This is a genomic window from Rhodonellum sp. (genome assembly GCF_030656585.1).
Taxonomy (GTDB): domain Bacteria; phylum Bacteroidota; class Bacteroidia; order Cytophagales; family Cyclobacteriaceae; genus Rhodonellum; species Rhodonellum psychrophilum.
The window spans coordinates 1-7,246 of sequence record NZ_JAUSPP010000071.1 but is presented as its reverse complement, the minus strand read 5'-3'; the positions used below and the strand labels follow the sequence as shown (position 1 = coordinate 7,246).

General features: G+C 44.4%; 8 protein-coding genes, 1 tRNA gene and 1 riboswitch. Of the genes, 3 read left to right on the top strand and 6 right to left on the bottom strand.

All coding sequences use genetic code 11. The annotated features are described in order from the left end of the window. Positions 1 to 580: 580 nt before the first annotated feature. The 6 genes from Q7J63_RS17760 to Q7J63_RS17735 form a co-directional block, all read right to left on the bottom strand. Positions 581 to 654 (bottom strand) — tRNA-Pro (locus tag Q7J63_RS17760). Between the two features lie 364 nt (positions 655 to 1,018). Then, complete coding sequence (locus tag Q7J63_RS17755; RefSeq protein WP_304888095.1) at positions 1,019 to 1,246, bottom strand: Trm112 family protein; 228 nt, start codon at positions 1,244 to 1,246, stop codon at positions 1,019 to 1,021. A gap of 93 nt (positions 1,247 to 1,339) precedes the next feature. Then, positions 1,340 to 1,972: a thiamine phosphate synthase gene (locus Q7J63_RS17750; RefSeq protein ID WP_304888093.1), complete on the bottom strand. Its 633-nt coding sequence runs from the start codon at positions 1,970 to 1,972 to the stop codon at positions 1,340 to 1,342. After that, entirely contained in the window at positions 1,963 to 3,018 is a 1,056-nt protein-coding gene (locus Q7J63_RS17745) for an AIR synthase family protein (RefSeq protein ID WP_304888091.1), read from the bottom strand. Before Q7J63_RS17745 ends, Q7J63_RS17750 begins: the two co-directional genes overlap by 10 nt. Beyond that, complete coding sequence (locus Q7J63_RS17740) at positions 3,018 to 3,740, bottom strand: class I SAM-dependent methyltransferase (protein WP_026333891.1); 723 nt, start codon at positions 3,738 to 3,740, stop codon at positions 3,018 to 3,020. Before Q7J63_RS17740 ends, Q7J63_RS17745 begins: the two co-directional genes overlap by 1 nt. 137 nt (positions 3,741 to 3,877) lie before the next feature. Further along, positions 3,878 to 3,974, bottom strand: a riboswitch (TPP riboswitch). A 53-nt stretch (positions 3,975 to 4,027) separates the two neighbouring features. Further along, a complete protein-coding gene (locus tag Q7J63_RS17735) occupies positions 4,028 to 4,357 on the bottom strand; it encodes a hypothetical protein (protein ID WP_304888089.1) in 330 nt (109 codons plus the stop codon). A gap of 530 nt (positions 4,358 to 4,887) precedes the next feature. Between Q7J63_RS17735 and Q7J63_RS17730 the strand changes: the two genes are divergently transcribed. From Q7J63_RS17730 to Q7J63_RS17720, 3 genes are all read left to right on the top strand, one after another. Beyond that, complete coding sequence (locus Q7J63_RS17730; protein ID WP_304888087.1) at positions 4,888 to 5,391, top strand: DUF120 domain-containing protein; 504 nt, start codon at positions 4,888 to 4,890, stop codon at positions 5,389 to 5,391. A 230-nt stretch (positions 5,392 to 5,621) separates the two neighbouring features. Continuing rightward, positions 5,622 to 6,992: an MBOAT family protein gene (locus Q7J63_RS17725; protein WP_370691930.1), complete on the top strand. Its 1,371-nt coding sequence runs from the start codon at positions 5,622 to 5,624 to the stop codon at positions 6,990 to 6,992. After that, on the top strand, positions 6,992 to 7,246 hold a 255-nt coding region (locus Q7J63_RS17720; RefSeq protein ID WP_304888083.1), incomplete at its 3' end, for a hypothetical protein. The genes Q7J63_RS17725 and Q7J63_RS17720, both read left to right, overlap by 1 nt.

The following is a 7,246-nucleotide window of genomic DNA, read 5'->3' as shown; positions in this document are numbered from 1 at the left end:
AAGGTTCACCGAGTGAGATCCACTCATTTTTAGCTCTCAGAAGCCAGATAAAAATCAAATTGGAAGCTAATCAATAAAGTGAAGAATTCCCGCCCCAATTTGAAGAAGAGATATCAGCCTTGATTTTTTGGTTATCCCGATAGCTATCGTGGATCATCAAGCAAAAAGTGACAAAGGAAGAAAAATTGAGATCAATGTCAACCACCTGCTTTGGCGAAAACCCTTCGGAATTCAATCATTTTCTTTAGCCAAAGACAAACGACTATGTTTATGATTCCGGGGATTAAAATCCCCGGTTAAGAATTCTGGCATCGCTACGCGATTTGAAAAAGCGATACAGTCATCTGCAAAAGCCGTAGGCTTGGGTCAAGTCTTAAACCCATAATTCATTGTGGGTAATGCCGAACACCCTATAGGAGTCAAAGTGCCATCGGCACGACCGAAACATCCATGATCTCGAAAAGTAAGACCAAACGCACAGATAAAAAAACCGTTTGACCGAATGACAATAGGCGGAAAGCCATAAAAAAAAGCCAGTAAATCGGAAGATTTACTGGCTTTTGGCACGCTATTGATGCAGTCGGGGTGGCAGGATTCGAACCTACGACCTCCTCGTCCCAAACGAGGCGCGATACCGGGCTACGCTACACCCCGATCAATAGTGCAGTGAAGTAAAATAAGCTTTGTCTTTTGGACGCTTGCTGTTTTTGCTTCAAGGCGATACAAAAGTAGTAAAATAATCGGAATTCAAAACATGCCCCTCCCGCAATTTATCCCCAATCCCAAAATTTCCATCCCTAATCACTGACAATCAAATCATTAATTTTCAAGGAATGTTCACATGGGGGAGTTTCGTGCTCGGTAGACCGTTCAATATACAAAGCATAGCTTACCAAGCAGTTTGCGATAAATACCAAATACGCTATACCAAATACGAAGTATGGAGTATGTGGTATGTGGTATTTCGTGCTCAGCACACCGTACCACATACTCTTCCCTATCCAGCACTAAACACCATTCAACTTCCACGTTCTGCGAAAACATCGAGCATCGGCTGCTCGTATTTCTTCTCACGGTACTCGTCTGGACTCATGATGGGGATTCCCTTGATGATGGGGTAGACGCGCTTGCAGGTTTTGCAATGCAGGATTCCCTCCAGTACATTTCCGCTCAAATCCTGCGACAGGATCGTCAGATCAAGCTCGTCCTTGTCAAAGGGGCAACATAGTTTAGCAATCGTTTCCATTCTCATAGTTTTCTGGTTTTATGACCCGAATGATGCATTCCATTTCCAAATTGTGCTGTGAAGCAATTTCAGGCTGAAATGGAATTGCATGTGTCAGGGGTTTAAATGTGTGAGATATGCCGAAATGGCTTTTTCCGGTGCGGCAGCACGCATGATGCCCGACACCACGGCAATCCCGTCAAAGGACAATTTCTTCAATTCGTTTAAGTTTTCCGGCCTGATGCCTCCTGCCAAAAATATCGGCATGGCGGTCATTTCCCGGGCTTTTTGGATGGTCTCCGGGAGGACCAGTTCGCAACTGTTGCTGGTCTGGGAGGGGAATATCGAGCAGAAGGAAATATAATCGACTCCGTTTCCATCTGCCCAAGCCACGGTCGACAGCTCATTTCCGCAGGTGATGCCCACCAAAAACGGCCGTTTGATACAGGACCTTACCGAAGCAAGATGGTCCGGCACCTGGTCAAAGTGGACCCCGTCAAAGGCATGCTGCGCGAGCAATTCCCAGCGGTTGTTGATCAGCACGGGGACATTTTTTTCCTGGCAAAGGACGATCACCTTCTCGAGCAGGGCTTCGGGATGCCCATCATCGGGGAAATTGTCCCAGACCTGGACCGCCGCGATGGGGGAGGCAAGCACGATCCGGAGTTTTTCCAATAGCAGCGCTTCCTCCATCGCAGGATCGATGACCAGGTAGAGGCCCCCCTTTATTTGTCGCCTTAGGTCCATCCTTTTTCCATTGCGGTAAAAAATGCCGCCCAATACGGGTCGGTTTCCATATACGGCATTTCACTTTCCTGTTCCCCTTCGGCCAATTGGATCCCGTAGGCTTTTTCCCGGATCTCGCCCACACAGCTGCAGGCGATCCCTGCCAAGTGCAGACGTTCCATGACGGCCGCCGCATGCGCAGGTTTGCAGGTGATGATCATCGCGCCGGCCCCGACGCTGTGGTAGGGGTCGATCGAAAACAGGGAGCAGATCTTTCCGGTCACTTCCCCCAGGGGGATTTTGCCTTTGTCCACCCTTGCCCCATGGCCGGAAGCGCTGGCCATCTCGTAGATCGCACCCAATACGCCTCCCTCGGTGACATCATGCATCGCCGTCACTTCGGCTCTCCCGCTTTCCCCGCCAACAGCCGCCAAGGCATCGGGCAGGGAGGAGGTTTGGTAAAAGAGCGCACAGGCACTTTCGTGGACTTCCTTGCCGTAGGCCGCGATGACCGTTTCCGGGAAACTCAGTGCCAGGATGGCCGCCGAGGAAATGGCGCATTCCTTCGTGACCAAGATGACATCCCCAATGCCTGCTTTCTTGCTGGTCAGGACCTGATCCGCGGGAGCGATGGTGAAGAGCGTCACCCCACCGGCAATGGTGGAATGCTGATCGGCGATAAATCCCGTATGGCCGCCCGTGATCGCAAGCCCGATTTCCTCGGAAAACCGGTGCACATGTTCCCAATAGCTGCCGAAATCCTCCTTGGAGAAGGTCCCGGGAAGGTTGAGCACAAACTGCCCATACATCGGCGCAAATCCTGTTGTCGCAATGTCGTTTGCCGCCAAGTGAACCGACAGCCAGGCCGATTTCTCCAAACCCAGGGAAGGAATCAGGGAGAGGGGATCGCTGGTGGCCGCCATCGCCATTCCCCCCGGCAGGGCCACCACGGAGACATCCACGCCGAATTGTGGTCCGGTAAGGACTTCCTTTCTGGATTTTCCGCATTGCTGCGCGATCACGCCTGCGATAAGGCTTTGGTCTATTTTTCCAAGTTTTGCTTCCATCAGTCCACGTCGTTGAATTTGATGTACAAACCGAAAAAATCCCCGTAGGGTAGGCTCCATTGCTGGACCGGGAACCATTTTGGCAATCCCGTGCAGGACCATTCGATGGAGTAGGAGCGGCCCTCCAAGGCGGTATCGATGATGGCAATCAGTTTTTGGGGCGTGTAGAAGGTGGCGGTGACATAAAAGGGGTTTTTCCCGAACAACTGTTGCACCCGTCTCCGCAGTACCTTCGGGGAATTCCGGTTCATCATCCCCATGCCAATCCCGTATTTGCCCACCCGGGCAGCTTCCCGGATCACTTTCACGGGATCCTTGTAGTACTCGAAAGTGGTGATAAAGGCCATGGCATCGAAGGAATGGTCCTTGAAAGGCATGTAATGCGAATCCGCCATGACCAAGTCCCCGTCAAACAGGTCCACGGCCTGGGAAAGCATCAGGGGCGAAATGTCCCCGCCCGTGGCTTCGATCCCGATTTCCTTCCACCAGCGGGTAAACCGGGTGGTACCGCAACCAAATTCCAGCAGCGTTTTTATCCGTTTGTCCTTGGAAACCAATTGTTCCATGACCTTTTTCTGCCAGATCTCCGCGCGTTTGTAGCGCCCCTCGTACCATTGCTCATAGGGATCGGTATGTTCCCGGTTAAAAAACCATTCCGGTCGGTTTTGCCAGTTTTGCTGGGTTTTGGGGATCAGTTCAAATGTTGATTTTTCCAGTTCCATTTTGTTTTTCAGGTTAAAGGCGAAACCCGTGTTATGCATTGCCAATTCCATTAAAGGATAAAATTCTTTAATGCATATTCGGGCGAAACAAAAAACGCCAACCGATGGGAGTGACCAAAAGGGTGGCGTACAAAATGGAATATTTTATAAAGCATCCCTCCGTTGGCATTATCCAAATCAGGTGTTCGGGTATCGTCTCAGCCCAACTTTCGTCAGGCACCCCGTGCGTTTCTATCCCCGAAACTAATCAAAATCCCAGAAAATCTATACTCCATGCCATTTTGTTTTCAAAATCCACTGTTTCCCCACCGTCCCTTTCCCTCATCCAACACTTCCAACTTCCCGCTTCCTAATTCAAACCTCCCCTCCGTCTCCTGTCTCCCGTCTTCCGTCCAAACTTCCAACTTCCCGCCCGTTCCCTGTCTTCCGTCTCCCGTCTCCCGTCCAAAACTTCCCACTTCCCACTTCCCAACTTCCTCCGCCTCCCATCCAACATTCCACCTTCCGTCTCCGGACCATAATACCGTCTCCCGTCTCCTGTCTCCCGTCCAAAACTTCCAACTCCCCACTTCCCACTTCAAACCTTCCTCCCCCTTCCCAAACTTTTTCCCCCACATTCCTTGCTAATATCCACCATCGGACTAAATTTGTCACCACAGAGTAATTTTCTTACTCATCCCGCTAAGCACAAACGTGACCGAAGGGGCGAAGCTGGGGGGAGTGATTCCAAATAGCTTTCAATCACCCAAACCCTGATTTTACGGAAGAAAAAAACGTTAAAAAAGGGGGGCTTGGTATTTAAATCCACAATAAGTTTTAACAACACTCAAAAAATTTACTTCAAATTCACTCGACTGAGTACTTTTCTATCAATTTTATACATCTTCTGAGGGGTAGAAAAGTTCCAATAGAATTGTAATGAGGTAAATCCATTTTTATTGAAGGCTGCTGTGAAACCAAAAAAATTAAATCCTTTTTCTACTTTAAATCTTTTCAAGAACTAATGGTTTTAAGAAATACTTTTATGAAGTACAAAAAAGTAGAAAATATTTGGATATGATTCCGCTAAAATCTCCGAAAATGTATTTTAGAAGAAATATTACTAGCATTAATTCAAATAAGGCATTTCCATATTTTTAATAATGGTATGGAAATTCTGATAGAGGGAAAAATAGTAAAGGGCAGAGGGAAAGGAGTGAATGTTGTTGGCAAAATTAATGAAAAACTAGAGTCAAAAAAAATTAGATTTTTCCAAGGAACTTTGAATATCGTTTCTACTAAACCATTTTTTTTCGATGTAGACAAAGCAGATTTCATTCTTTTTAAAAACTTTTATTTTTATAAGGTTAAAATTGAAAATGTTGAATGCTATGTCTATAGATGGTTAAAATGTCCCGGCCATGTATTTGAGGTATTATCAGAATGTTACTTGAAAGAAGAATTAAAGTTGAAAGATAATCAGACTGTTTCAATTACTATTTGCAAATCATTTCGTGAAAAATTTAAAATTTCCAGATACTTATTTTGGTGGATATTTTGGGAAAAAAGAACTCATTTATATTACAAATTTGATCTATATGAAAAATTTGTTGGTAGAGTAATAGATTTAAAATATAAATATATAAAGACCATTATAGTTCGGTTATTTTAAAAGTAATTATACGATTAATATTAGTAATTATTAAAAATAAATCAGCTTATTTTTTAATAATTAAACTGATTATAAATCAATAGAGTATAAATATTTTTATTGATTTTCTGATTTCAGGACGGTAATTATACATGCTTTTCAATTCATTCACTTTTATATTTTTCCTTCCAATAGTATTTACACTCTATTGGTTTGCATTTCAAAAGAATCTTAAAGTTCAAAATGCTTTCTTGCTGTTCACAAGCTACGTGTTCTATGGCTGGTGGGATTGGAGGTTTTTGGGTTTGATTGTATTGAGTTCGGCTGTGGATTACTGGTGCGGATTGCGAATGTCGGAAGACAAGCATTCAGAGCCTACCGTAAAAAAGGAGGGGCTGAAAAGTTGGTTTTATGGTAAGAAAAAATATCTGGGAATCAGCCTTTTGGTCAATCTTGGGATGCTTGCCTTCTTCAAGTATTTCAATTTCTTCATTGACTCCACTACCGATTTTATTCAAATGATGGGTTTTCAAGCCCATCAGGAGACCCTCCAAATCATCCTTCCGGTAGGCATCAGTTTTTACACCTTTCAAACGCTGAGCTATTCCATTGATGTTTATAAAGGAAAAATAGAGGCAACCAAAGATCCAATAGCATTCTTCACCTTTGTCGCCTTTTTCCCTCAATTGGTGGCAGGTCCAATCGAAAGGGCATCCAATCTGCTTCCTCAGTTTTTCAAAAGAAGGGAATTCCAATATCGGCAAGGTTCCACAGCGATGAAGCTCATTCTGTGGGGACTGTTCAAGAAGATGGTCATCGCAGACAACTGTGCCTTGGTAGTCAATCCTATTTTCGAAAATTATCAGACAGCCTCAGGTTTGGAATTGATTATGGGAGCAGTGCTGTTTTCCTTTCAGATATATGGGGATTTTAGCGGTTATTCGGATATCGCCATTGGGGTGGCGCTATTGCTTGGGTTTAAGTTGATGGTCAATTTTCGAACACCTTATTTCGCCAGAGACATTGCCGAATTCTGGCGAAGATGGCATATATCCCTATCCACCTGGTTTCGGGATTACCTATACATTCCACTGGGAGGAAGCAGGGTTTCAACAGCCAAAGCGATTCGGAATATCTTTATTGTTTTTCTAGTCTCCGGCTTCTGGCATGGAGCTAATTGGACCTTTATCGCCTGGGGAGGCATTCATGCAGCGATGTTTATTCCGATTTTCTTGATTGGGAAGAATAGGGTACATCTTGATGAGGGGGACCATTTAATTCCAAGCTTCAAAGAGATTCTTCAAATGGGCTCTACCTTTCTAATGGTCTGCATTGCCTGGGTGTTTTTCAGGTCCGATTCTATTTGGGATGCATGGGGGTACTTAAGTCGTTTGTTTTTTAATCCGTTTGTACCCAAGAATTTTTCTTGGTTTGGATATGACTTAAGAATTGCTTTGATTTTGTTTTTAGCTTTGGAATATTTTGGCCGATTTCAATTCAACTGGATGAGCAAACTACAAGGAACGTGGTACAGATATCCCATTTATATCATCACCGCATTTTTGATTGTTTATTGGGGTGTTTTTGGTGAGGCAAAGGAATTTATTTATTTCCAGTTCTAATGGAAAGATTTTTAAAAAAAGGAATTCTAATGGGCTTAATTTTTTTTCTTTTCTCTTTTATTTTTTTAAAAGTTGTTGATTTTGGTTTAAATAAGGAACGATTGGGTTGGATCGATGAAGGAAATATTAATGCTGAAGTGTTGATTTTGGGATCCTCAAGAGCTTATAGGCATTTTAATTCAGATTTTTTATCTAAAACACTTGGAATGAAAGTTTTTAATTTAGGGTATGATGCATCGGGGCTTGAAACCCAA